This is a genomic window from Desulfovibrio subterraneus (assembly GCF_013340285.1).
GTDB classification, from domain to species: Bacteria; Desulfobacterota; Desulfovibrionia; order Desulfovibrionales; family Desulfovibrionaceae; genus Halodesulfovibrio; species Halodesulfovibrio subterraneus.
On sequence record NZ_BLVO01000013.1, the window covers coordinates 954,777 to 977,417 of the forward strand.

Below are 22,641 nucleotides of genomic sequence, written 5' to 3' on the forward strand. Positions count from 1 at the left end.
CAAATCGCATTTACGGAGGGCGAAATGCGTCAGGTTACTGTAACCGAACATGTCTTGCTGCATCAGACAAAGTCTCCTGCGGCTTCTGGTAAATTCACGACTTTGCTGTATGACCTCATCCTGTCTGCCAAGATGATCGCCCGCAGCGTCAACAAGGCTGGTCTGCTGGATATTCTCGGCGCCACCGGCGAAACCAACGTGCAGGGTGAACAGGTCCAGAAGCTGGACGAATACGCCAACCGGACCCTCATCCACCGCATGGAACGCACCGGTGTTCTGTGCGCCATGGCCTCGGAAGAAAACGCCGATATCATCAAGGTTCCCGAGCGCTTTAAACGCGGAGAATACATTCTTATTTTCGACCCGCTTGACGGCTCCTCGAACATTGATGTGAACATCAACGTCGGTACCATATTCTCCATACTCAAGCGCACCTCACCCAACGACGAGGACGTGACTCTGGCCGATATTCTGCAGAGCGGTACGGAGCAGGTGGCCGCAGGTTATTTCCTGTACGGTCCCTCCACGATGCTCGTATACACGTCCGGCGAGGGCGTTCACGGCTTCACTCTTGATCCCACCGTGGGCGAATTTCTGCTTTCGCATCCGGATATCCGCATTCCAGAGCGCGGCAAGGTCTACTCGGTCAATGAATCGTACTATCACTACTGGGATGAACCCACCCGCAAGATCATTGAATACTTCAAGAGCAAGGATAACGAACGCGGCGCTCCCTATTCGTTGCGCTACGTTGGCTCCCTTGTGGCGGACTTTCATCGCAACCTGCTCAACGGCGGTATTTTCATGTATCCTGTCGACCATCGCATACCGCACAAGCCGCAGGGCAAACTGCGCCTCATGTGCGAAGCCTCACCCCTCGCCTTTGTGGCAGAGCAGGCAGGCGGTGCGGCCACGGATGGCAAACGCCGCATTCTTGAAATAAAGCCCGGCGAACTGCACGAACGTGTGCCGCTCTTTATCGGATCGGCAAAAGATGTAGAACACGTGGCCAAGATGTACGAAGAAGCAGGGCAGTAGCCCCGGCATGTCCGTTATTGTGGAAGCGGGGCCATGGTCCCGCTTCCTTGTTTTAACACCGGCCCGTCCTTGAACGTGACTGCTTTATCCGTATACGGCAGGGCCTTTCCCAGAGATATATATGCTTACTCTCGGCATCGAAACTTCCTGTGACGAAACGGCACTGGCTCTTGTGCGCGACGGCAAGCTGCTGCATAGCGTCATGTCCACCCAGATAGATATCCATGCTCTCTTCGGTGGCGTAGTGCCTGAACTGGCCTCCCGCGAGCATTACAGGCTCATAGGTCGCCTGTATGACGAGTTGCTTGAAAAATCGGGTGTGACAACGGCAGACATTGACGTTGTGGCTGTTTCCAGAGGTCCGGGCCTTCTCGGCAGTCTGCTTGTGGGACTGGGCTTTGCAAAAGGGCTTGTCGCTGCAGGCAATGCCCGGCTTGTGGGCATAAACCATCTGCACGCCCACCTGCTTGCCCCCGGCCTTGAAGAGGACCTGATCTTTCCCGCTGCCGGGCTGCTCGTATCCGGCGGTCACACGCATATCTACCGCATAGAGGGGCCGGATAATTTCTCCCTGCTGGGCAGAACCCTTGATGATGCCGCAGGTGAAGCCTTTGATAAGGTTGCGAAGATGCTGAACATGCCGTATCCAGGCGGCCGGTACATCGACCGGCTGGGCAGGATGGCGGAACCGGAATCTTCTCTGTTCACCAGACCCTATCTGGACAACGACAATCTCGATTTCAGCTTCAGCGGCCTGAAGACGGCTGTGGGGCTGTATATTCAGAAGAATCCTCACCTCATACTTGCTTCGCAGGACATGGCTTCCCGCCTTTTTGACGAAAGCATGGACGTATCGGGCCTTGCTCACCTGTGTGCTTCATTCAACCATACTGTTTCGGAAACGCTGCGCATCAAGGTTGAGCGGGCTATCGGCCACATGAAAGCCAGAGGAGAGGCCCCCAGATCGCTCATTGTCGCCGGCGGTGTTGCGGCCAACAGCAGAGTGCGCGAGGCCATGGATGGCGTGGCAAAGCGTTTCGGCATACGCCTTTCGCTGCCTTCGCTCTTTCTATGCACTGATAACGGTGCCATGGTGGCGTATGCGGGAGAATTGCTCGCAGCAAAGGGAATGCATCACGGACTTGATCTGGATGCCATTCCCCGTGGACAAAAGATTCCTGATGACTATCTGAGGGAAGTGCATTGACCTGCAAGAGGGCGCTCATAAATCATGAGCTTCCCTTGACACGGTATGAAACCCCTAATATTTGTATTTGATATCGACGTGTGGCATCCATGTGTTGCCTGCGTCCCCAGAATGAATGACGAGGCCGAAGCATCGGTCAAAACCTGCAAAGGAGCGAACTATGGCAGTTCAGGTAACCGACAGCAATTTCGAAGCTGAAATTCTCAAGTCCAATATTCCCGCTCTTGTTGATTTCTGGGCGCCCTGGTGTGGCCCCTGCCGTGCAATGGGTCCGGTCATTGACGAACTGGCCGCCGAATTTGAAGGCAAGGTTCGCATCGCCAAGATGAACGTTGACGAAAACCCCGCTACCCCCAGCAAGTACGGTATCCGCGCTATCCCCACCATCATTCTGTTCAAGAACGGTGAAGTTGTGGAGCAGATTACCGGCGCTGTATCCAAGAGCAGCATTAAGGACATGATCTCCCAGAAGGCTCTCGGCTAATGAAAGAATATGATTCCTTGGTGATAGGGGGGGGGCCGGCAGGTGTCACGGCCGCCCTTTATCTTTTGCGTTCCGGTATGACCGTGGCGTTCACGGAAATGCTGTCTCCCGGCGGGCAACTGCTGATGACCGAGGAAATCGAGAACTATCCCGGTTTTCCCAAGGGCATCAAAGGCTATGAACTTGCCGATCTGCTCGCGGCGCATCTTGAAGGCTACCATTACGACAAGTACATGGACACCGTGAAAACCATTGAGCACAGCCCCAAGGGAAACAAAGTGCTCATCGGTGACGAGTGGGTTCTTGCCAGAACCATCATCATCTGCTCCGGTGCCAAATACAAGAAGCTCGGCCTGCCTAATGAAGAGCGCCTCATCGGACGCGGTATTTCTTACTGCGCCCTGTGCGACGGCAACTTCTTCCGCGGGCAGACTGTCGGCGTAGTGGGCGGAGGCAACTCCGCACTTGAGGAATCTCTCTACCTCTCCAAGCTGGTAAAGAAGCTGCATCTCATTCATCGCCGCGATGACTTCCGTGCCACCAAGTGCGTTCAGGAAAAGGTTTGCATCATCCCCGATATCGACATCATCCGCAGTTCTGTGGTGACCGCGATTCATGGAGATGACAACCTCACCGGCGTTACCGTCAAGAACACCAAAACCGGAGACGAGAACTTTCTTGCACTTGACGGATTGTTCATCTTTGTGGGGTACGAGCCCGTCAAGGAATTCTATCCGGCGGGCCTCAAGACGGATAACTCCGGCTTTATCATCACCGATACGGAAATGGTCACCAACATGCCCGGCATCTTTGCCGCGGGTGATTGCCGGTCCAAAAACTGCCGCCAGGTCGCCACTGCGGTAGGAGACGGTGCAACTGCTGCCAACTCCGCATTCCACTATCTGGAAACGAATTAATGCGTAGAACTGTCATTCGCTTTTTAGCGCTGCTGCCAGTCCTGTTTGTGCTGAACGGTTGTGGCTTCATAGATTATTTCTATCTGCCGCCGCCGGAAGACACCGCTCAGGAACTTTTTGAGGCCGGAAACGATGCAATGCGTGAAAAAAATTACGCATCCGCCATCGAATACTTCAACACGCTCAAAGACAAATATCCCTTCAGCCCCTATACGATTGAAGCGGAACTGTCTCTGGGAGACGCCTATTTCCTTGACGAAGAGTACCCGCTCGCTGCGGATACCTACAAGGAATTCGAAACGCTCCATCCGCGTCATGAAGCAATTCCCTATGTGCTGTTCCAGATAGGTAATGCCAACCTGAACAGCTTCATTTCCATTGACCGGCCACAGACCAACATTGCCGAAGCCTACGAATACTTCCAGCGCCTGCAGGAAGCGTATCCGGGCTCGGAGTATGCGGTAAAGGCTCAGGAATATCTCTATACCTGCCGCAAGTACATGGCAGAACACGAAATCTACGTCGCTGATTTCTACTGGCGTACGGAACGGTACATGGCCGCCTACAAGCGCTATAACACCGTGGTGGAACAGTACTCCGATGTGGAAGAATATCAGGAATACGCCCGCGAAAAAGCCAAGGTGTCTTACCTGAAAAGCCAGCAGCAGGAAGCTACAGAGCGTCGCGAACGCCGCGAAGGGTCATGGAAGGATTACTTCGAGTGGCTCTAGCAAAAAGCAGCTGACGACGAAAATTCAAAGGGGCGGTTCCCATACGGGACCGCCCCTTTTTTGCGCGCTTGATTGAGAGGGAAGGAATAATAAAATCAGATCGGCTCGTCAGGGTAGAGCGTGGTCACACACCGATGCGGCATGCGGCTCTGAGTTTATTCGGCGGAAGAGTGTGTTTCTGCTTCGTCTTCAGCCTGCGGGCCAAGAGCATAGAGCTTCATTGCATCCCAAAGGGCATTGATTCCCAGGCCGGAAGACGAAGAGGAAATTATCGGCTTAACCCCTTCCAGCAGCCGTGCCCATTCTGCCTGCTTGGCAGACCGCTCTTTCTGCTTGCATTTGTCGGCCTTTGTGAGAACGGGAAGCAGAGGAATCTTGATGGATCGGGCATAGGCTGTCAGATCAATATCCAGCTTCTGGGGAGGAATGCGACAATCAAGAAGCACAGCCAACGCCTTGAGCGAGGAGGTGCCAACAAGATAGGCATTGATCAGCTTCGCCCATTTTTCCCGGTCGCTTTTCGAGGCCTTTGCATAGCCATAGCCGGGCAGGTCCACGAGATAAAACCCCCATGGCTCCACACGGTAATAGTTTATGCTCTGCGTCTTGCCGGGAGTGGCGCTTATGCGGGCCAGTTTCTTCCGGCCTGCAAGGGCATTGATGAGAGAGGACTTGCCCACGTTGGAACGTCCGGCAAGAGCAATTTGCGGCGCCTGCACGTTTTGAAGCTGCTCAAGCGTATATATGGTATCTTCGAGAATGAGTTGCGGTTGCATTATATATCCGATGATGGAGGAGGGCCGGGAGACCGGCTTGACAGAAAGAGTCTGTTTGTAAAATATGCCTTGTTTCAATCCATGATACGATCATGAAGCGACATGCTGAGACAATGCTATCAAATGGATGGCATAAACACAAAGGGGAATGCGAATGGCCCGCTACAGGTTTTTGATCCTCAATGGCCCCAATCTCGGCGCGCTGGGCAAAAGGCAGCCGGAGATTTACGGAACGAGCGGTATGGATGCGCTGCCCCCTCTTATCCGCAAGGTACTCGGCGATCGCGCCGATGATATCGAGCTTGAGTATTATCAGTCGAACAGCGAAGGTGCGCTCATCGATCGTCTGGAGCAGGCGCGGGAGCAGGGTGTGCAAGGCGTTGCCCTGAATGCCGGAGCCTACACCCATACCAGCCTTGCTCTGGCAGATTGCCTTGCATGGATAGGCGTTCCCTGCGTGGAGGTTCACCTGAGCAATGTGCTTGCACGCTCGGAACCTCTGCGCCAGAAAAGCTACATCGGCCGCCATGTCATCGGCGTTGTGGCCGGCTTTGGCATGATGAGTTATGCACTGGCCTTGCAGGCACTTGTGCAGCACCATGAAAAAGAGTAATGTGCCGCTTCCCGATACGGGGAACCCATAAAAATCAGAACAACGCTTTCGGCAACATGCCGATTTTTTGGAGGATCCGATGTATTCCACTACCGATTTCAAGCGCGGCCTCAAAATCCTGATGGATGATACGCCGTACGAAATTATCGAATTTCAGCATTTCAAGCCCGGTAAGGGCGGCGCAATGATTCGCACAAAACTGCGCAATCTGCTCAACGCCCGTGTTGTGGACAAGACCTTCCGCTCCGGCGAAAAGGTGGGCAGGCCCAACATCGAACATCGCGAAATGCAGTTCTTATACATCGAAGACACCAATCTGGTTCTGATGGATATGGAATCCTACGAGCAGTACTACATGTCCAAGGAAAACACCGACGGAAAGGAAGGTTTTCTCAAGGACGGTCAGCACGTTAAAATCATGCTGTTCAATGGTGAACCGCTCGACCTTGAACTGCCTGCGTCCCTCGTGCTGGAAGTGACCCACACTGAACCCGGCGCAAAGGGCGACACTGTTTCCAACGTGACCAAGCCCGCAACGCTGGAAACCGGCATCACCATCAACGTGCCCCTGTTCATCAACATCGGCAACCGCGTTAAGGTGAACACCGAAACCCGCGAATACCTGAGCCGCGAGAACTAGTCTTCCGTTCCCCTTGCGCGCCCAGCAGGAACAACTGCTGCGCCGTGTGGACGGATGCCCTGTAATACGGTAAGGGATATGGCTGTAACAGGCCGTATCCCTTTTTTTCTTTATTGCTTTTACGGAGGATAGCGCTACGGACGGCAATCGCGTGGCCCGTGAACTGTTCGCCATGTTTCTCGTTTTCTGGGGGCTGCTGTTGCTGCTGAGTCTTGCGACCTACAGCCAGGCCGACCCCAGCCTGAACCATATCGTCAGTTCGCCTGCTTCCATCAACAACGCCGTTGGTCTTTTCGGAGCACACCTCGCCGGTATGCTTGTGGATTTTTTCGGCATCGCATCGTATTTGTGGGCTTTCGGCTTCATTTTCGCCGGTGGCCGCAATTTTGTTCCCGGGCTCACCGCCATGTGGTGGCGCTGGTTCGGCATAACCATATTCGGCATATGTTTCAGTACCTTTGCCTCTGCTGTTTCCATGAACATGGGAGATATGCGGGGCGGTGGTTTTCTGGGTACCAGTCTGTATACTGTAAGCTGGTACTTCCTGCGCCCCACGGGTGCAATTCTTCTGTGGCTATTCCTGTTTCTGTGCTCCCTGCAGCTGACCTTCGGCAGCACGTGGTCCGACCTGCTCAAGCGGTTTCAGGGACTTACGCTGGATCGCATCCTCAAGTTTCTGGAACGTCACAATCGGCGCAGTGTCCTCAAGGAGAATGCCACCGAACTCGATCATGAACACGGTGAATCAACCGTAAAAAGAATCCGCAGGCTTTTCCGGCCCAAGAAAAAGAGTGAGTCCAGAGCGCTCATGCTGGCCGGTGAAACAGACAATTCCGGCATCATTGACACCCGCCCTGAACCGGAACCGGTTGTCGCTAAACGCGTGTCCGCCGCAGAACGTACGCGTGAAATTTCTGCTCCCCAGCCTGCAGCTGAATCTGCTTCATCCATCATCATAGATGAACGGCCGGAAGCACCGGCAGGCGAGCTGCTTGCCCCGTTCCCCACCGGTCCGGTAACTGAAACCAAGCCAAAGGCAGCCCAAAAGGCCGTGGCTCCGGCCCCAGTGAAGGGGAAGGTGCAATTGCCCAAGCTGGACCTGCTCTCCGATCACGCCTCGGACATGCATCGCACGCCCAAAGATGTTCTTGAAGCCAAGGGGCGCATGTTGATTGAAACCTTGGCAGATTTCGGTCTGCAGGGCGAATTGCAGCGCATTACTCCCGGGCCTGTGGTGACCATGTTCGAGATCAAGCCCGCCCCCGGGGTCAAGGTCAGCCGTATTGCCAATCTCTCCGATGATCTGGCCATGGCGCTCAGGGCCATTTCCGTGCGCATTCAGGCCCCCATTCCGGGCAAAGACAGCGTAGGTATAGAAATCCCCAACGAGCACAGGGAAATAGTGTGCCTTCGCGAACTCATCGGAGCCGAGGTCTTCCGCAAGTCCGACCTGCCGCTTACTCTGGCTGTGGGCAAGGATATTTCGGGCGTTCCCTTTGCCACCGACCTTGCCAAGATGCCCCATTTGCTGGTGGCCGGTGCAACGGGGCAGGGCAAGAGCGTGTTCATCAACTCCGTGCTCATGAGCCTGCTGTATCGCACCACGCCGGATGAGCTGAAACTGCTGCTCATTGACCCCAAGCGTATCGAACTTGCCGTGTATGCGGACATGCCGCACCTTGTGCACCCGGTTGTGACAGACATGTCGCAGGCCAAGAATGCCCTCGACTGGGCCGTGCATGAAATGGACAAGCGTTACGAGGCCATGGCCATTCTCGGCGTGCGCAACATAATAGGGTACAACGATAAACTTAAAGGATTGGGTGAAGAACGGCCTGAAGAGTATGCCGCTCTTGAACCTATGCCATATCTAGTCATCATTATTGACGAACTTGCCGACCTGATGCTCACGGCTGCCAAGGAAGTGGAAACCAGCATTGTACGACTGGCACAGCTTGCCCGTGCTGCGGGCATTCACCTCATTCTGGCGACCCAGCGCCCCAGCGTGGACGTTGTAACAGGTCTTATCAAGGCCAACTTTCCGTGCCGCATATCCTTTCAGGTTACCGCAAAGCACGACTCCAGAACCATTCTGGATACGGTTGGCGCAGAGCACCTGCTGGGCAAGGGCGACATGCTCTTCAAGGCAGGCGGCGGCAGGCTGCAGCGCATGCACGGCGCATTTGTCAGTGACGATGATGTTGTCTCCGTGGTCAATTTCTGGAAGACACAGCTACCTCCTTCCTACAAGGTGGACTTTGCCGAGTGGGGTAACGAAGGTACAGGCGATTTCGGAGGCATGGACGGCAACGGCGGCCCCATGGGGGCCGTATCTGACGATCCCATGTATAATGAGTGTGTTGCCTTTGTCATGCAGCAGGGCAAAGCTTCCATTTCGCTCATTCAGCGCCGCTTCCGCATCGGCTTCAACAGGGCAGCCCGCTATGTTGAACAGATGGAGCAGGACGGTATCATCGGAGCGGCGGATGGCAGCAAGCCGCGCACGGTCATCGGCGGTCCCGCCGGACGTGACGATTTTTGATCCAGCTATTTAATGTCATAAACAATCAGACTCGGAGTTTTACGCACAATGCGCCATATTCGTTCCATGTTTCGCTCCACGTGTTACTCTGTTTCGCTTGTTCTGGCACTTTGCCTGCTTCTTGCGGCACAGTCCCACGCAAGCGAGGTGACGGACGGCATTCAAAAACGCTACAGAGCGGCCAAGACCATGACCGCCCAGTTCACTCAAGTGCTGCGGCACAAGGAGAGCGGGGCTGTTGAAAACCGTTCCGGCTCTCTGTTTTTCAAAGCCCCCGAGCGTATCCGCTGGGTAACGGAAAAGCCCTCTCCGGAACTGCTGGTAGTAAACCCCGAAGCCGTGTGGAACTATTTCAAGGACGAAGAAGTAGCCTACAAGTATCCGGCATCGCTGGTGCATGAAACCAAGACGGCCCTGCGGTTCATCACCGGCAAGGCCAACCTTGAAGACGATTTCTACATTGAAAAGCAGGCTCCGCAGGACGGAATGACCGTGCTGCATCTTTTTGCCAAAGAACCTTCCACCGACCTGACAGAAGCCACACTGTGGATCACCCCGGAATATGAGGTGGCGCGCATTCTTACTGTGGACTTCTACGGCAACGAGAACGAGATCCGTTTCAACGGCATGGCCTTTGACAAGCCGCTTGAAGACAGCTTCTTCGAATTCACGCCGCCCAAGGGTGTGGATGTGGAAGACAGAACCCAGAGCGTGCCCGAACAGGGTATCAAGGAATAGCTCCGGGCAGGGCAGGGTTCTCAATAATCCCAGCAAAAGAAAAGCCCCTGAAGACATGATCTTCAGGGGCTTTTTCGTATTCAGGGATTAACAGGGATCAAAGAGATCATTCAAGTCCGGTGGCACGGCGGAGCAGGGATACCTCGTTTTCATCAAGGAATCGGGCCTTGCCCTTGTCCAGATTGCCGAGATCCAGAGGACCATGCCGGAACCGCTTGAGGGAAAGAATGGTCAGATCAAGATCGCGGCACATGCGGCGAATCTGTCTGTTTATTCCCTGCATGAGGTGCATTTCCAGCGTGGTGACACCGTTTTCTTCTCGCAGTACGTTCACCTTGACGGGAGCCAGTTCCTCTCCTTCCGCGAGGGTCATGCCTGAACGCATGGTGCGGAGTGCGGAATCAGCAACCGCGCCACGGATGCGTACACGGTAGACCTTGGGCAGATGCCACTTGGGATGCGTAAGGCGGTAGGTGAGATCGCCGTCATCCGTAAGAAGGATCAAGCCCTCTGAAAAGAAGTCCAGCCGCCCGACAGGAAAAAGACGAGCCTTCTTCATTTCAGGGGGAAGAAGGTCCAGAATGGTGGTACGCCCCTGCGGGTCTTTCACGGTGGTAACTACGCGCACGGGTTTGTTCGCCATGACATAGGTATAGGTTTGGCGCGACATGTTCAGGTTCACGGTAACACCGTTCACAGTCACCACGTCCTTGTTCAGGACGACCTTTACCCCTGCGGTGGTCACAGTCTGGCCGTTTACTCCGACTGCGCCCTGTGCAATCAGTTCGTCTGCCGCACGGCGGGAACATATACCTGCAAGAGCAAGTGCCTTGTTGAGGCGCACAGGCTCTGCAGGGTCAGCATAGGCGGCTTCCTGCGACTGAGGCGGCTGGTGTTGCCTTGGCTTGTCGTTCCACTGACCGCCCCGGTTGTCACCGCCGGAACCGCGTGGAGGCCTTTCGGCTTTTCCAAAACGTGGGTCGGGCGAATCTGAACGCGAATCGGGGCGCGAATCAGTCCGTGCATTTCTGCGCGACTGAGAGGGTCCATCCTGCGTCTGGCGGGAGCTGCCTGAGCCCTCGCCATCGCGGCGGGCACGCCTGTCGCCGCTCTCTTGGTCGCGGTAATTCTTTCTGGCACCGGCAGGCTTGTCACTATTTCTGGACATGAGATTCCTGATGATTTGGACGGGTTAAGGGCGGAGCACTTTGGTAGCAAGTTGCATGCTGGTGACTACATCCAGCATATTGGTCGTCTGGCCAACAGCTTTTGCATCCAGAATGCCGAAGAAATCAAGGCAGGTGCCGCACACCAGAATGGAAACGCCGGAAGCTTCAAGCTTCTTCAGCTCCTCAATGACGGGGCTATCCTTCACAGCGAGCTTTACACCGCCGTTCACCATGACAATACGCCAAAGTTCCTTGCCCAGTTCGGGCAAGGTGGCAAGGAAATTCTTCATGAGCTTTCCGCCCAGCACATCATCACCGCCACCGATAACATCAGAAGCAATGAAAACGCAGACTTTCTGCTCTTGCTGAACAGCCGCCATCTGGGCGGGCGTCATGACTTCACAGTCGCAGCCTTCTTTGCCGCTACCGGTTGCAATAAGCCGCCAACCGCCGGAAATGGTCTCTACGGCAACGGAATATCCCTTGCCGGAAACGAAGCGGGTGACATTTTCCTTGGCAGCTTCGTTATCAACCAGTATGGAAAACCCCGCCGGAGCCGAGCTTTCGATCAATTTTTTGCATTCCAGAACAGGTTGAGGGCACGCAAGGTTCTGGCAGTTCAGTTCAATTTCTGGCATTGTGATCCTCCTCACTTAGGAGATACCAGCCGCACGTGGCCGGTCAAGTTAAAACAGCAGAAGATTGCAGTAACAAAGCCCCCGAAAGGGCCGGGAAATACATTTCATGTCCGAATTGGCGAAATATGACAAAAAAAGTGAACATGTAAAGAGCCTTCCTCTTCTCAAACGCTGCCTGGGGTACTTCAAACCCTACTCACGCAGGATTACCATAGCCATAATAGCCATGCTTATGGTTTCCGCCGCAGAAGGTGGCACGGCATACATCGTCAAGCCCGCCTTCGACGATGGGCTGAACGGCAAGGATATGAGTTCACTCATGTTTGTCGCTTTTGCGGCTGTGGGCATCTTCTCCGTAAAAGCCGCAGGACGATATGTTCAGAACTACCTCATGCGTTACAGCGCCCTCAAGGTGCTGGAGCAACTGCGTAACGAACTCTACGACAGAATGATCTTTCTGCCCATGAAGTTCTTTGAGCGGGAACAGGTGGGCAACCTCATGTCACGCATCATTCAGGACGTCATTCTCATCCGTTCCAGCCTTCCCTCCGTTGTCATGATGGCGCGGGAACTCATCACTATGGTGGCGCTGATCGGCGTCGTGTTCTATCAGGACTGGTATCTGGCCATATGGGCCGTTCTGGTGCTGCCGGTGGCCATTCTTCCTATCGCATTCTTCGGTCGCAAGCTCCGTAAGCTTGGCCGCAAGAATCAGGTCAAGCTGGCCGACATTTCCGTCTTCCTGCAGGAAGTTTTCAGCGGCATCCGCGTGGTGAAAGCTTTCCATACCGAACGCAAGGAAGGGGAGAACTTCCGCAAGGAAAACGGCCGCCTCGTCAAGATAGCCGTCAAGGAAGTCGTCTACAGTGAACTGTCTTCACCTGTCATGGACGTTGTCGGCGCCATTGGTGCCGGTGCCGTGCTCGTTGCGGGTGGTATGCGTGTAATTGAAGGCCATATGACCGTGGGGGGGCTTATGTCCTTCCTTGCTGCACTCGGCTTGCTTTATGCCCCCGTGAAAAAATTCAGTTCCGCAAACCTTGACGTTCAACGTGCTCTTGCAGGTGCCGAACGAGTTTTCGAAATCCTCGACTCCACTGAAATTGTTGAAGAAAAAGACGGAACCGTTCCCTTTGAACCGCCGTTGAAAGAAGTGGAGTTCCGCAACGTTTCTTTTGCCTACGACGGCTGTGAAGCCCCGGCTCTGGATAACGTGAGCTTTACAGTCCGTGCCGGTGAAAGGGTGGCCATTGTCGGTCCCAGCGGGGCGGGCAAAACCACATTCGTCAACCTCATTCCCCGCTTTTATGAACAGCAGCAGGGGCAGATTCTCATCAACGGGCTGGATGTTCGCGATTACACGCTTGCAACCCTGCGCAGGAATATTGCCATGGTTTCGCAGGACGCCTTCCTGTTCAACATCTCCGTCCGCGAGAACATCGCCTACGGACAGGCGAGCATTTCCGAGGATGATGTCCGTGCAGCAGCCCGTGCGGCATACGCGAATGACTTTATCGAAGCACTGCCCGACGGGTACGACTCGGTAGTAGGCGAACGCGGCACCAAACTTTCCGGCGGGCAGAAACAGAGGCTGACCATTGCCCGTGCCATCCTCAAGAACGCTCCCTTGCTTATTCTTGATGAAGCGACCAGCGCGCTGGATTCCGAATCCGAACGCATAGTGCAGAAGGCTCTTGAAAACCTGATGGCAGAGCGCACAAGCATCGTCATAGCCCACAGGCTCTCCACCGTGCTTTCCGCAGACAGGATTCTGGTGATGGATCACGGCAGAATCATCTCGCAGGGACGGCATGAAGAATTGCTGGGTACTTGTCAGCTCTATACGAAGCTGTATGCAATGCAGTTCAACACTCCGGAATCCGTCGAACCGGCCTCCTGCCCCATGGTAGAGGAGCTCGCGTAATGAAGCTGCCCCTTTCAGTGGTGTCGCCCTGCATTTATTGGATGGTGCGTGCAATGTATTCCTCTCTCCGCTTCACGGAATCGGGGAGAGAGGTCGTGGACGCCTTTGCCGCGCAGCGCACGCCCATGGTGTTTGCTTTATGGCACGACGAGTTGTTTCCTGTAATTCACGCCAAAAGAAATTTGGAACTTATTGCAATCATTAGTCAAAGCAAAGACGGCGAATTGCTTTCCAATTTCATGGAACGATTTGGCTTTAGAACGGCCCGTGGCTCCAGCTCCCGCGGCGGAGTTAAAGCTTTACTTCAAGTTTCAAAAGCCATGCAGCGCGACAGCATCAGTTGCTGCATCACGGTAGACGGCCCCAGAGGCCCGAGACACAAGGTGAAAGAGGGGGCCATTTTTGTGGCAAACCGCACAAACGCTCCCATTATTCCCCTGCGTATCCACATGGCTTCCAGCTATAAGTTCAAACGGGCCTGGGACAATTTTCAGGTTCCCATTCCATTTTCCAGCGTTCATGTAGCCTTTGGCGAACCATATCATGTGCCGGAAGGCACGCTGGATAAAGAAGCCTTCGAACAGGAATGTCTGAAACTCGAAGAACGTCTCAACGCTTTGTAAATTAACGGAATATTCATGCGTTTTCCCTATTCTTTCATTGCTGAAATAGCTCCCTCGCTCGGATTTGGCGGCACCGATAAGCTGGCCCGGATTCTGGGCACCTGCATGTGGCACCTTGTCGGGTCCCGACGCAGGCTCGCCATCAACGCCATAGAAAAGCACCTTGATGTTCCGGCAGATAAGGCCAGAGAAATTGCCAAGGCAAGCTTCATCCACAACTTCAAGTCGTTCCTCGAACTGGTTCTTGTGGGCAGAGTGGATGAAGAATTCTGCCGCAGCTCCATTCGGGAAGGGCGACCTGGCGTGCTGGAAGAAGTCATGAATCTGCAGGGGCCGGTCGTGGTGGCAACCGCTCATCTGGGTTCATGGGAACTTATGTCGGGTATGCTCGGCAGCTTCATCGCCACAAGAAATAGAGACGCTCTGGTCGTGGTGCGCAAGAACAAAAATGCCAACCTGCATGAGCTTATCTGTCATTTCAGGGGCAGTCAGGGGGCCAAGGTAGTAGACCACCGTCAGGCTGTGTTCACTGTTCTCAAGGCACTGAAAAGAAACGGGCTTTCTGCATTTTTGGTGGATCATAACTGCCCGCGTAATGAGGCCATATTTCTGCCATTTCTGAACGAAACAGCCGCTGTAAACATGGGGCCGGCCGTACTTGCGGTAAGAGCCAACGCGACTGTCGTGCCGGTCTTCCTCGTTCGGGACGAGCAGGGGGGCTATGTCTTTCATGTAGATTCGCCGCTTTCGCCTGACAAGTTTACAGGCACACGTGAAGAAAAGATCCGCCAAGTTGCTGAATTTTATACTGGTGCTGTTGAAAAATATGTCAGAAAGTATCCGGAACAATGGTTCTGGATGCATAAACGGTGGAAAACCAGGCCCGAATCGGAAGACCGTTCCGCAAGCAACGCCTGAGGAAGCCGGCCCTCCCGTAGCGCCTGTCCTCAAATACCGTGCGGCCGTGAATTGTCTCTGGCGGGAAACACCTTATTCCCGAAAAGGAGAGGGCGCTCATGCACTTGTCCTTGCGCAGGCTGCGTCTGGGGCTGAAAACCGTATTCAGCGGGCGTATATCCGTCCTTGTCACGGGTTTTCTTGTCACCATTCTGATGCTCCTTTTCTATCTCTGGAATCCCTTCATTCTGCGAAGCCTTGTCTATAAGGTTTATGACGAACTGCTTATACAGTCGCATACGCACGAGACAACGGACATTCCCGTCATCATCGATATCGATGAAAAATCGCTCGATACATACGGCCAGTGGCCATGGCCGCGCTACAGGGTGGCCATGCTTCTGGCGATGGCACAGCATTACGGGGCAAGCGCTGTGGGCCTCGATATTGTGTTTTCGGAAGAAGACCGCACATCCCCTCGTGTTCTCAGGGAGACTCTTGCCGAAGACCTAAAGGTTAACTTGAAGGTTTCCGGCATTCCAGATGCTCTGCTGGATAACGACAGTCTATTGGCAGACAACCTGAAGCGCGGGCCTTTTGTTCTTGGATATCACTTCAACTTTGAACCCTCCGGTGCCACAGAAAAGCCGTGCGTGCTGCAGCCCGTAAAGGCCGTTATTCTGGCAGAAGACGGGGCCGCCAAGCCGGAAGACGCCCTCTACAACGCGCCGGAGGCCATCTGCAACCTGCCAGTTCTGGGCGAAGCGGCACGCGGGGCAGGTTTTTTCACAACCGTACCGGACCTAGACGGTATGCTCCGCAGAACGCCCCTCATCATCTACTTTAAGGGACAGATCTATCCGAGCCTTGCGCTGGCCATGCTCATGCAGGCCACAGGTAACACCCAGATAATCCTCAAGATGAAGCAGGGCGGTGTTGAATCCATCAAGTTCGGCGATCGCGTGATTCCACTTGATGAAAGGGGCCGTATGCTCTTGAAATACAGAGGAAAAGGTGGAGCATTCAGATACATTTCCGCCGCGGATCTGCTCGAGCAGAAACTGAAGAAGGATGAACTTAAAGGGAAGCTGGTTCTTGTGGGAACATCAGCAGCCGGACTCAAGGACCTGCGGGCGCAACCCTTTGATCCAGTTTTTCCGGGGGTTGAGGCCCATGCCACGGTGCTCGATTCCATTCTCAAAGGTGACTTCATAACCCGACCTTGGTTTGCACGGGTACTGGAGTTCAACACAATCCTTCTTGTCGGTGTCACTTCCACCATCATACTCTCTCTGACCGGTGCCATACCGGCCCTGCTATTCTGTATAGCCATGGGAGCAGGGCTGCTGTTTGGTGCGAAGTGGAGCTTTGCCACGCAGGGCTTCTTTCTATCACCGTTGACGGCCCTGCTCACCCTTGCAGTCAACTTTTCCCTGCTCACGCTGATGAAGTTCAGAAGGGAAGAGGGCCATAAGAAATTCCTCACGGCAACCTTCAAGTCATACCTTTCCCCCGAGCTGATTGAAGAGATGATCGCAGAGCGCACCATGCCTGAACTGGGCGGAGAAGCTCGCGTAATGACAGCCTATTTTACGGATATTCAAAAGTTCTCAACCTTTTCCGAAATACTCACGGCACCACAACTGGTTGAACTGTTGAATGAGTACCTTTCAGCAATGACGGACATACTCATCGCAGAAGGTGGCACCCTTGATAAGTATGAAGGGGACGCAATTATTGCCTTTTTTGGGGCTCCCATTAACTTTGCCGACCATCCTTTACGTGCCTGCCGTGTGGCGCTGGCCATGCAGGACACGCTGCAGGCACTCCGTGCAAAGTGGATTTCAGAGCAGATTGATCCGTCGGTTGAAGTACGCAACATCAAGGGATACCCGCAGGAAGTTTGGCCGGAAAACAGCAAATGGCCAGTCAACGTCCATCAGATGCGCATGCGCATCGGCATTAACAGCGGCGAGATGGTCGTGGGCAACATGGGCAGCGCAATGCGCATGAATTACACCATGATGGGCGATCCGGTGAACCTTGCAGCACGGCTGGAGGCTGGCGCAAAGCAGCTGGGCATTTACACTGCCGTCAGTGAACATACTCTGGAGATTTCCTTCAAGGACGGCAGGGGGAACACCGCGAAAGTTCATGATTTTGTGGAAACCCGCTTTATCGACCGCATTGCCGTGGTGGGCAAATCAGAACCGGTCAACGTGTATGAACTGGTGGCCTTGAAAGGCGGTCTGACAGAGAGAGACAAGACACTCTTCACGTATTTTGCGGAAGGTATGGTCCATTATCAGGCGCAGGAGTGGGACAAGGCAATCACGGCTTTCTCCACAGCCAGTGGATATGAACGCTTTCCGGATTCGCCGATAACGCCATCGTCAGTCTTCATTGCCCGGTGCAAGCAATACAAACAAACACCTCCAGTGCCCGCAGGCGAAAACTGGGATGGCGTATACCGCATGACGAGCAAATAAGAAGTTCAAGTCAAAGAGCAATTCACCACAGACTATCTGCGATAGCCCTTCATTCATCTTATTCATTCAAGCCATGGTGCCTCACACCATGGCTTTTTGTCGTTTAATGCCCTTGTAAGAAGCAAAAGGGCAGAAGTCCTGACCGAACTCGGCAAAATTCATTTTCTCCCCGTAAAAGGCAAATATGAAGGATGTTCAAACTGAGCATCCCGCTTCTTCAATGCAAGCGACGCAACGACGTACGGAGTAAAAGCTCTCAGGACCATAGTAGCGTTAAAGCGATTTGCGAACGCCATCTTCGGTCAAAGTTCAAGGTAGCCACACTCCGGGAAGGGAACAGGCAAGGCGCTCCAAAAGGTCACCAGACAGCAGAAAGTTAAAGCAAAACCAAAGGGCCTGTGTGGAAAACTTACCGATTGTTTCACGAAAGTCCACAAGAGAGTAATGGGCTGATATTGCAAGCTTTCATATATTTAAAAGTTAACATAATTTACATTATGAGACATAAATAAGCTTGAGTATCTCCCTTTGCAAACCGTGTTTTGGGCATGCGCTCTCTTCACTCAGCTCTCCATATAATCCTCTCGCATTCTGCTCACAGTCTGCCGTCCCGCACGCTGTCTGTTTGAAACCTCATCGCGCTGGCATTCTAGATCTGGGATCTCTGTCTTATATCCGCCAATGGCAGACATGACACCGCGACGATCATCTATTTATTCAGCTCTTTTATTCTGCTCCGGCTTCGCGGATGCTCCGTTTCATTCAAAGGTCCGTATGAAAGTCCGACGTCTTGGTTTCGAGACACCGGTCACACTGCACATCATAGGAACCTGTTCCTTTTCAGATTCCCCCAACATCTCCGCCTGAATTTGTTTGATAGCCTGCGGCACTCTCGCCAGACAAATTGACAGGCCAATTTCCAAAATTTGTGCCTCTCCCAATTTCTCATTTTCACTCCGAAAAAACGAAGGCCACAAATCGATTTTGCGGCCCTGAAATACAAATCGCGACTCTCATTTCATGAAAAATTTATCGTCTTCCATTTTGCCATTTCCAGCGCATGGTGTACTGTATGAAGTACATTCACTTTCAAAGTGAGCTGTATTGATTGAATTTGCCCATTTTAGTGTAACAAAAACAAGGAGATCACATATGAAAGTCAGCGCACGTAACCTGCTCACAGGTACGATCAAGTCCATCAAGGAAGGAGCCGTTAACAATGAGCTCGTTCTTGAAGTTGCCCCCGGGGTCGAGATCGTTTCCATCATCACCAAAAGCTCCTGCGACAGGCTCGGACTCAAGGTCGGCGGCAAGGCATACGCCATGGTCAAGGCATCCAGCGTCATGATCGCCACTGACTAGTCTGAACACCCTGCAACTACAGAGAATGCTATGGGTCGGCCAGGTGCCGGCCCTTTTTTCGGCAAAGGACAAACTGGTTTAAAAATGATCACTCAATGAAAAATCAAATTGATTAGGCGGGTTGACGTAATTGATCCCCTGAGGCACATACTCATTTCTCCATCGAATCATTTTACTTGTCCTTCGCGTGAGCCTTCGTATGAATGTCACCTGAAGGACCGTGCTCAACTACTTGTGCGGGTAACGTTCTGACGTTTTGGGGCCTTTCACACTTGTAAACGGGTACGGCATGACAAACTCTGTATTCAAATTACTCCGACGCATGGCCGGAAAAGCGCAGCTGGTACGCATGTTCACGGGGCTCGGCATCCCTCTGTGCGTATACGGCATAATGAACAGCATCGGCTTTCCCTTTGAAGGCTTGATGTGGGCTACGGCTGTGTGCTTTTGCGTGCTCGGCTGGCGAGTGGTGGCCGACAGCAGACTGGATGGATTTTCCGGCGTGGCCGCCCTTCTGGTTCTTGTGGAGTTCGCGGCGCTATTCTTGGAACGGCATGAGTTTGCGGACAAATCCCCTGCTCTCTATGCCCTGCTACTCGGTGCCGGATTGCTGTTTTTTGCCCTGTTGCGGTTTCCGCTCTTTCAGGGGCTTGCAGAAGATTTGCTGCATGAACATTTTTTCCCGGAACAGCTACGCAATTCCCCGTACTACAATCGCGGGTGGCGGCTGGTGAATCTGGGCTGGTCCCTGTTGTTTTTCCTCAAGGCCTTGATTCTCTATTCCGGAGAAGATACTGCCCCGGCCAATGAGGTTGTGTCTTTTTCTGCATGGCTACTGGGCTGGCCGTTGTTTGTTCTTCTTCTGTTTGCAAGCGTGTGGTTCATCCGGCGCTACTGGAGACAAAAAGGGATTGTGGAACTAGCAGCCTTTTAAAACGCAAAAAAGCGCTCCGGCCTGAAACCGGAGCGCTTTCCTTTTGTGCAGAGAGTGAAGAGCTTATTTCTGAACGACCTTGTTCCAGTCAGCCAGAAACGATTCAAGACCGCTGTCGGTCAACGGATGCTGGGTAAAAGACATGAGCACCTTGAACGGCACAGTCACCGTATGTGCTCCCATGGTTGCAGCGTCCACAACATGGCGGGGGTGCCGCACACTTGCAACAAGCACCTTGGTCGCAAATCCGTAGTTGTTGAAAATGGTCATGATTTCATGGATGAGGTGCATGCCGTCCTGCGCGATACCATCCAGCCTTCCCACAAAGGGAGAGACGTAGGTGGCTCCGGCCTTGGCGGCAAGCAATGCCTGCAGGGGCGAAAAGACCAGTGTTACATTGGTCTTTATGCCCATCTCCGTAAGGGTGCGTACGGCCTTTATCCCCTCGGGAATCATGGGGATTTTTACAACGACATTGGAGCCGAACTTGACAAGCTCCTTCGCCTCCCGAACCATTTCTTCAGCCTTGAGTCCTACAACTTCAAGGCTGACAGGTCCTTCCACCTCGTTGCAGACAGCCTGCGCTATCTCGCGCCAGTCGCCCTTTTCCCGTGAAAACAACGTCGGGTTGGTAGTTACCCCGTCGATTAGTCCGTAGGCCTGCGCCTCACGTATTTCGTCCAGATTCGCTGTATCGATGAAGAATTCCATGTCGCCTCGCTTGATTGATCATGTTGTTCGCGCGAATGAAACAATCCTGAAAGCCAACCTAGCATGTGAAGAACGCGAATGACAATAAAAAGCCCTCTCTTTCAGCCAGTTAAATCAGAGAAGGCATAAAAAAAGAGAGGAATCCGGCAGGAATCCTCTCATACATGAAAAACTGTACGGTCTCAGAAGAACGGTTATGCTTCTTCCTTGGCCTCGGCAGCAATTTCGCGGCCGCCCTGCTCCAGCTGAGCCAGATACTTGTCACGACATTCGTAGCTGCAGAAACGGTGGATATTCTCGCCGTCGCGCACACGAATTTCCTGATCAAGGGAAACATAGGCACCGCAGACAGGGTCTTTGACCATTTCGCCGGTGGCTACCTTGCGTTCGATGTCCTTCGCCTTCTTGGCGGCGTCCTTGTCGGACTTCTTCTTGCTGTCATTGGTGAACATCTTGAAGAGAGCCCAGCCACACACGGCGAAAATGAGTAACTTGATGAGCATTGGCCTACCCTTGTCTTTGTCGTTATTGCCAGATTTGGTCGCCTTCAAGGCGATATTGCAACGCGTTCAAGGCTTGTACCAGAGTTTTTCCGTCGGGAAAAGTCAGTTCGGGGGCAATTTCACGCAACGGTACCAGAACAAAGGCCCGCTGCTGCATGCGGGGATGAGGCAGAATGAGCTTTTCGCTCTCCATGACCACATCACCGAATAAAAGCAGATCAAGATCAATGACGCGGGGGCCGAAACGGTCTTCAGGGGCGCTGCTGTTTCTGCAGCGCCCCATGGAAGACTCGATGTTCAGCAAAGAGGTAAGAAGCGACTCGGGGTCCATGGCACCGATGCAGGAAACGCAGAGCACCTGATTGGCAAACCAGGCCTGCTCCTTCTTTTCCTGCGGCTCGGTGCGATACACGCCGGAAACGGCTTTGACCGTCACGCCGTCTAACGCAGCTATGGCTTCAACGGCACGGGCAAGGTTGCCATCCGTATCTCCCATATTGGAACCGAGGCAGATAAATGCTTCTACAGCTTGACGATTCGGGATACCGCCTCCTCAAGGCGAGCGTCATTCACGGTCAGGGAAATGCGGAAATACCCTTCACCGGGAGTGCCGAAACCGTTACCGGGGGTTATAACCACACCGGTTTCCTGCAGCACCTTGGTCACGAATTCGGACGAGGTGTAGCCCTGGGGCACGCGGCACCAGATGTAGAAGGTGGATTCAGGCACGTTGCAGTGAATGCCGGCCTTGCGTAGCGCAGCAATCATGATATCGCGGCGCTGCTTGTAAATCTTGCGCAGCTCGGCGGTGAAGGGGTCGCCGTCGCGCATGGCCACGATGCCCGCTTCCTGCACGGCCTGGAATACGCCGGAGTCCACGTTTTCCTTGATCTTGCCAAGGCCTGCAACCAGCTGGGGGTTGCCGACAGCCATACCCACGCGCCAACCGGTCATGTTGTAGGTCTTGGACAACGAATGGAACTCGATGGCGACGTCCTTGCCGCCGGGAACAGACATGATGGACAGCGGTCTGTTGTCTTCGTTGTAGTAGATTTCAGTGTAGGCGGTGTCGTGCACAACGATCACGTTGTACTGCTTGGCGATCTTGATGAGCTTTTCGTAGAACGCCATATCAGCCATGGCGGCCGTGGGGTTGTTCGGATAGTTCACGAAGATTGCCTTGGCCTTGGTCCACGTTTCTTCATCAATGGCATCAAGGTCGGGCAGGAAGCTGTTGTCCTCGGTCAGAGGCACGAACTTCACGATACCGCCGGCAAATTCGGTGGCAATGTTGTAAACTGGGTAGTTGGGAGTGCACACCAGCACCAGGTCGCCGGGGTTGATGAACGCCAGCGGGAAGTGGGCAATGCCTTCCTTGGAACCGATAAGGCTTACAACTTCGCTCTTGGGGTCAAGGTCGGCGTTGAAACGACGCTTGTACCAGTCAGCAACGGCTTCACGGTAAGACAGCATGCCTACATAGGAAGGATAGGCATGGTTTACAGGCTTTTCCACCGCTTTCTTCATGGCCTCGATAATGAAATCGGGGGTGGGCATATCGGGATCGCCAATTCCCAGACTGATGATGTCCACACCGCGGGCGGCAACCTGTGCCTTGATTCTGTCGATTTCCGCGAAGAGATAGGGGGGCAGTTTTGCCAAACGGTCTGCAAGCTGGAACTGTGCCATGGCGTTGCGTTCTCCT

22 protein-coding genes are annotated in these 22,641 nt (G+C 53.7%); 15 read left to right on the plus strand and 7 right to left on the minus strand.

Features of this window, described 5'->3' with window-relative positions:
• Positions 1 to 24 precede the first annotated feature (24 nt).
• The 5 genes from fbp to HUV30_RS11145 all read left to right on the plus strand — a co-directional run bounded on the left by fbp (position 25) and on the right by HUV30_RS11145 (position 4,377).
• Positions 25 to 1,038: a class 1 fructose-bisphosphatase gene (fbp, locus tag HUV30_RS11125; protein WP_174405523.1), complete on the plus strand. Its 1,014-nt coding sequence runs from the start codon at positions 25 to 27 to the stop codon at positions 1,036 to 1,038.
• A gap of 121 nt (positions 1,039 to 1,159) precedes the next feature.
• Positions 1,160 to 2,245: a tRNA (adenosine(37)-N6)-threonylcarbamoyltransferase complex transferase subunit TsaD gene (tsaD, locus tag HUV30_RS11130; RefSeq protein ID WP_174405524.1), complete on the plus strand. Its 1,086-nt coding sequence runs from the start codon at positions 1,160 to 1,162 to the stop codon at positions 2,243 to 2,245.
• 160 nt (positions 2,246 to 2,405) lie between these two features.
• On the plus strand, positions 2,406 to 2,729 hold the full coding sequence (trxA, locus tag HUV30_RS11135; protein WP_174405525.1) for a thioredoxin: 324 nt from the start codon (positions 2,406 to 2,408) through the stop codon (positions 2,727 to 2,729).
• Positions 2,729 to 3,646 (plus strand): thioredoxin-disulfide reductase, encoded by a 918-nt coding sequence (trxB, locus tag HUV30_RS11140; protein WP_174405526.1) that lies wholly within the window; start codon positions 2,729 to 2,731, stop codon positions 3,644 to 3,646. The genes trxA and trxB overlap by 1 nt, the downstream gene beginning before the upstream one ends.
• Positions 3,646 to 4,377, plus strand: coding sequence for an outer membrane protein assembly factor BamD (locus HUV30_RS11145; protein WP_174405527.1), 732 nt, complete (start codon positions 3,646 to 3,648; stop codon positions 4,375 to 4,377). Before trxB ends, HUV30_RS11145 begins: the two co-directional genes overlap by 1 nt.
• A 155-nt stretch (positions 4,378 to 4,532) precedes the next feature.
• Here HUV30_RS11145 and yihA read toward each other — a convergent pair whose 3' ends face one another.
• Positions 4,533 to 5,153 carry a ribosome biogenesis GTP-binding protein YihA/YsxC gene (gene yihA, locus HUV30_RS11150; RefSeq protein WP_174405528.1) on the minus strand — a complete coding sequence of 207 codons (621 nt, stop codon included), beginning with the start codon at positions 5,151 to 5,153 and terminating at the stop codon, positions 4,533 to 4,535.
• A 154-nt stretch (positions 5,154 to 5,307) separates the two neighbouring features.
• Between yihA and HUV30_RS11155 the strand changes: the two genes are divergently transcribed.
• From HUV30_RS11155 to lolA, 4 genes are all read left to right on the plus strand, one after another.
• On the plus strand, positions 5,308 to 5,766 hold the full coding sequence (locus HUV30_RS11155) for a type II 3-dehydroquinate dehydratase (protein ID WP_174405529.1): 459 nt from the start codon (positions 5,308 to 5,310) through the stop codon (positions 5,764 to 5,766).
• A gap of 79 nt (positions 5,767 to 5,845) precedes the next feature.
• Positions 5,846 to 6,406, plus strand: coding sequence for an elongation factor P (efp, locus tag HUV30_RS11160; protein WP_174405530.1), 561 nt, complete (start codon positions 5,846 to 5,848; stop codon positions 6,404 to 6,406).
• Between the two features lie 151 nt (positions 6,407 to 6,557).
• On the plus strand, positions 6,558 to 8,948 hold the full coding sequence (locus tag HUV30_RS11165) for a DNA translocase FtsK (protein WP_269891359.1): 2,391 nt from the start codon (positions 6,558 to 6,560) through the stop codon (positions 8,946 to 8,948).
• 48 nt (positions 8,949 to 8,996) lie between these two features.
• Complete coding sequence (gene lolA, locus HUV30_RS11170) at positions 8,997 to 9,686, plus strand: outer membrane lipoprotein periplasmic chaperone LolA (RefSeq protein WP_174405531.1); 690 nt, start codon at positions 8,997 to 8,999, stop codon at positions 9,684 to 9,686.
• A gap of 106 nt (positions 9,687 to 9,792) precedes the next feature.
• Here lolA and HUV30_RS11175 read toward each other — a convergent pair whose 3' ends face one another.
• Positions 9,793 to 10,854 (minus strand): pseudouridine synthase, encoded by a 1,062-nt coding sequence (locus HUV30_RS11175; RefSeq protein ID WP_174405532.1) that lies wholly within the window; start codon positions 10,852 to 10,854, stop codon positions 9,793 to 9,795.
• Between the two features lie 24 nt (positions 10,855 to 10,878).
• Positions 10,879 to 11,493, minus strand: a complete 615-nt coding sequence (gene yedF / locus HUV30_RS11180; RefSeq protein WP_174405533.1) for a sulfurtransferase-like selenium metabolism protein YedF — start codon at positions 11,491 to 11,493, stop codon at positions 10,879 to 10,881.
• Between the two features lie 106 nt (positions 11,494 to 11,599).
• Here yedF and HUV30_RS11185 point away from each other — a divergent pair, with 106 nt between their 5' ends.
• From HUV30_RS11185 to HUV30_RS11210, 6 genes are all read left to right on the plus strand, one after another.
• Positions 11,600 to 13,417, plus strand: coding sequence for an ABC transporter ATP-binding protein (locus HUV30_RS11185; protein WP_174405534.1), 1,818 nt, complete (start codon positions 11,600 to 11,602; stop codon positions 13,415 to 13,417).
• Positions 13,417 to 14,040 carry a lysophospholipid acyltransferase family protein gene (locus HUV30_RS11190; protein ID WP_174405535.1) on the plus strand — a complete coding sequence of 208 codons (624 nt, stop codon included), beginning with the start codon at positions 13,417 to 13,419 and terminating at the stop codon, positions 14,038 to 14,040. The genes HUV30_RS11185 and HUV30_RS11190 overlap by 1 nt, the downstream gene beginning before the upstream one ends.
• Positions 14,041 to 14,055: 15 nt before the next feature.
• Positions 14,056 to 14,958, plus strand: a complete 903-nt coding sequence (locus HUV30_RS11195; RefSeq protein WP_174405536.1) for a lysophospholipid acyltransferase family protein — start codon at positions 14,056 to 14,058, stop codon at positions 14,956 to 14,958.
• 98 nt (positions 14,959 to 15,056) lie between these two features.
• Entirely contained in the window at positions 15,057 to 17,426 is a 2,370-nt protein-coding gene (locus tag HUV30_RS11200; protein WP_243452156.1) for a CHASE2 domain-containing protein, read from the plus strand.
• Between the two features lie 1,152 nt (positions 17,427 to 18,578).
• On the plus strand, positions 18,579 to 18,788 hold the full coding sequence (locus HUV30_RS11205; protein WP_174405537.1) for a TOBE domain-containing protein: 210 nt from the start codon (positions 18,579 to 18,581) through the stop codon (positions 18,786 to 18,788).
• 289 nt (positions 18,789 to 19,077) lie between these two features.
• Positions 19,078 to 19,722: a hypothetical protein gene (locus HUV30_RS11210; protein WP_174405538.1), complete on the plus strand. Its 645-nt coding sequence runs from the start codon at positions 19,078 to 19,080 to the stop codon at positions 19,720 to 19,722.
• 63 nt (positions 19,723 to 19,785) lie between these two features.
• Here the strand turns inward: HUV30_RS11210 and fsa are convergent, their stop codons facing one another.
• The 4 genes from fsa to HUV30_RS11230 form a co-directional block, all read right to left on the minus strand.
• The gene (gene fsa / locus HUV30_RS11215; protein ID WP_174405539.1) at positions 19,786 to 20,433 is read right to left on the minus strand and encodes a fructose-6-phosphate aldolase; all 648 of its coding nucleotides are present in this window, start codon (positions 20,431 to 20,433) and stop codon (positions 19,786 to 19,788) included.
• Positions 20,434 to 20,627: 194 nt separating this feature from the next.
• Positions 20,628 to 20,936, minus strand: coding sequence for a transcriptional regulator (locus HUV30_RS11220; RefSeq protein WP_174405540.1), 309 nt, complete (start codon positions 20,934 to 20,936; stop codon positions 20,628 to 20,630).
• A 22-nt stretch (positions 20,937 to 20,958) separates the two neighbouring features.
• Positions 20,959 to 21,480 (minus strand): 2-amino-4-hydroxy-6-hydroxymethyldihydropteridine diphosphokinase, encoded by a 522-nt coding sequence (folK, locus tag HUV30_RS11225; protein WP_308481318.1) that lies wholly within the window; start codon positions 21,478 to 21,480, stop codon positions 20,959 to 20,961.
• Complete coding sequence (locus HUV30_RS11230) at positions 21,459 to 22,625, minus strand: LL-diaminopimelate aminotransferase (protein WP_174405541.1); 1,167 nt, start codon at positions 22,623 to 22,625, stop codon at positions 21,459 to 21,461. Before HUV30_RS11230 ends, folK begins: the two co-directional genes overlap by 22 nt.
• Positions 22,626 to 22,641: the final 16 nt, after the last annotated feature.